The organism is Pseudoalteromonas sp. 20-MNA-CIBAN-0454, from assembly GCF_040308685.1.
Classification (GTDB): domain Bacteria; phylum Pseudomonadota; class Gammaproteobacteria; order Enterobacterales; family Alteromonadaceae; genus Pseudoalteromonas; species Pseudoalteromonas nigrifaciens.
The window spans coordinates 1-1,359 of record NZ_JBEOOB010000085.1 but is presented as its reverse complement, the minus strand read 5'-3'; the positions used below and the strand labels follow the sequence as shown (position 1 = coordinate 1,359).

Here is a 1,359-nt window from a genome sequence, read left to right as displayed (position 1 = left end):
GGGTGATTAGCTCAGTTGGGAGAGCATCGCCCTTACAAGGCGAGGGTCACTGGTTCAAGTCCAGTATCACCCACCACTTTTTATAAGTGTTCACATCTAAATTTCTATATGAGTAATTAGCTCAGTTAGAAAAAGAGAGCATCTCCGCTACTAATAAGCAACGGCGAAGTTCACTGGTTAAAGTCCAGTACTATTTATTTTAATAGTAGCGTTTTAATTTATATGTGGGTGATTAGCTCAGTTGGGAGAGCATCGCCCTTACAAGGCGAGGGTCACTGGTTCAAGTCCAGTATCACCCACCACATATAAAACCTATGATTATATAATAGTCTCGTTTTAAAATTGTAATATGGGTCGTTAGCTCAGTTACAAAAAGAGAACATCACCGCTACTTACAAGTAATGGCGAAGTTCACTGGTTAAAGTCCAGTACTATCTATAGATAGTAGCATGTAATATGGGTCGTTAGCTCAGTTGGGAGAGCATCGCCCTTACAAGGCGAGGGTCACTGGTTCAAGTCCAGTACGACCCACCATTTTTAAAATGGTGTATATTACAAGAATCTAAATGGGTAATTAGCTCAGTTAGAAAAAAGAGAGCATCGCCGCTATTTACAAGTAAAGGCTGTGTTCACTGGTTAAAATCCAGTACTATTTATTTTAATAGTAGCGTTTTAATTTATATGTGGGTGATTAGCTCAGTTGGGAGAGCATCGCCCTTACAAGGCGAGGGTCACTGGTTCAAGTCCAGTATCACCCACCACATATAAAACCTATGATTATATAATAGTCTCGTTTTAAAATTTTAATATGGGTCGTTAGCTCAGTTACAAAAAGAGAGCATCACCGCTACTTACAAGTAATGGCGAAGTTCACTGGTTAAAGTCCAGTACTATCTGTATAGGTAGTAGCATGTAATATGGGTCGTTAGCTCAGTTGGGAGAGCATCGCCCTTACAAGGCGAGGGTCACTGGTTCAAGTCCAGTACGACCCACCATTTTTAAAATGGTGTATATTACAAAAATCTAAATGGGTGATTCGCTCAGTTAGAAAAAAGAGAGCATCGCCGCTATTTATAAGTAAAGGCAGTGTTCACTGGTTAAAGTCCAGTGTTAACTATCACCCTTGATAGTTAATAATGTAATTTGGGTGATTAGCTCAGTTGGGAGAGCATCGCCCTTACAAGGCGAGGGTCACTGGTTCAAGTCCAGTATCACCCACCAAATTACAGTTTAAATGTTTAAAGCATTTAATTAAGCGTTATACCTATTTTATATGTGGGTGATTAGCTCAGTTGAAAGAAAAAGAGCATCGCCGCCCTTTATAACGAATGGCGAGGGTCGCAGGTATCAAACTAAGTA

The 1,359-nt window shown here is 40.1% G+C and carries 6 tRNA genes; all 6 read left to right on the top strand.

Annotated elements, in window-relative coordinates:
• The 6 genes from AAEZ22_RS18035 (at nucleotide 1) to AAEZ22_RS18010 (ending at nucleotide 1,221) form a co-directional block, all read left to right on the top strand.
• Nucleotides 1-76, top strand: a tRNA-Val gene (locus tag AAEZ22_RS18035).
• A 150-nt stretch (nucleotides 77-226) separates the two neighbouring features.
• Nucleotides 227-302: transfer RNA gene (locus tag AAEZ22_RS18030), tRNA-Val, on the top strand.
• 156 nt (nucleotides 303-458) lie between these two features.
• Nucleotides 459-534, top strand: a tRNA-Val gene (locus AAEZ22_RS18025).
• A gap of 151 nt (nucleotides 535-685) precedes the next feature.
• Nucleotides 686-761, top strand: a tRNA-Val gene (locus AAEZ22_RS18020).
• A gap of 158 nt (nucleotides 762-919) precedes the next feature.
• Nucleotides 920-995 (top strand) — tRNA-Val (locus AAEZ22_RS18015).
• A 150-nt stretch (nucleotides 996-1,145) separates the two neighbouring features.
• Nucleotides 1,146-1,221, top strand: a tRNA-Val gene (locus AAEZ22_RS18010).
• The last annotated feature ends 138 nt before the right edge of the window (nucleotides 1,222-1,359 follow it).